This is a genomic window from Rhodococcus sp. EPR-157, from assembly GCF_001647195.1.
GTDB lineage: Bacteria > Actinomycetota > Actinomycetes > Mycobacteriales > Mycobacteriaceae > Rhodococcoides.
Window position 1 is genome coordinate 1 of sequence record NZ_LVCV01000451.1, and the last position, 568, is coordinate 568.

1 protein-coding gene is annotated in these 568 nt (G+C 64.6%); it reads left to right on the forward strand.

Annotation, left to right across the window (positions count from 1 at the left end; translation table 11 throughout):
• Positions 1–138 precede the first annotated feature (138 nt).
• The coding region (locus A2J03_RS21100; protein WP_156520494.1) for a helix-turn-helix transcriptional regulator at positions 139–568 on the forward strand (430 nt) is incomplete at its 3' end.

A 568-nucleotide genomic window follows, 5' to 3' on the forward strand; every position in this document is an offset into this window, starting at 1 on the left:
TCACCTTCGATGGAGCCCGGACAACGACGGGGCTGTGGACGACTGATAGCACGGTAGTCAACAGTATCGGAGAAACAGGGTCGGCAAGAACCAGCATCGAGGACAGGAACGGTCCGCAATAGATGCCAGTATCTACACATGCGGGAAACATCGGCACGATTGCTCAAGTTGCTGTCTCTGCTCCAGACACGTCGAGACTGGGCAGGAGCTGAGCTGGCCGAGCGGCTGGCCGTGACGCCTCGGACGGTGCGACGCGACGTGGACAAGCTGCGCGAGATCGGCTATCCGGTCAACGCGACCGCAGGCGTCGGAGGCGGGTATCAACTCGGTGCAGGCGCCGAGATGCCTCCGCTACTGCTCGACGACGACGAGGCCCTCGCGGTGGCGTTCGGGCTGCAGTCCGCGGCAACCGACTCGGTCGCAGGAATCGGCGAGTCCTCCTTGCGGGCGCTGACGAAGCTTCGTCAGGTCATGCCGTCGCGCATCCGGCACCGGCTCGACGCCCTACGTATCGATGTCGTCGAACGCCCTCCGCGATCGGCGGTCGACGCGTCGATCCTGTCGGTGG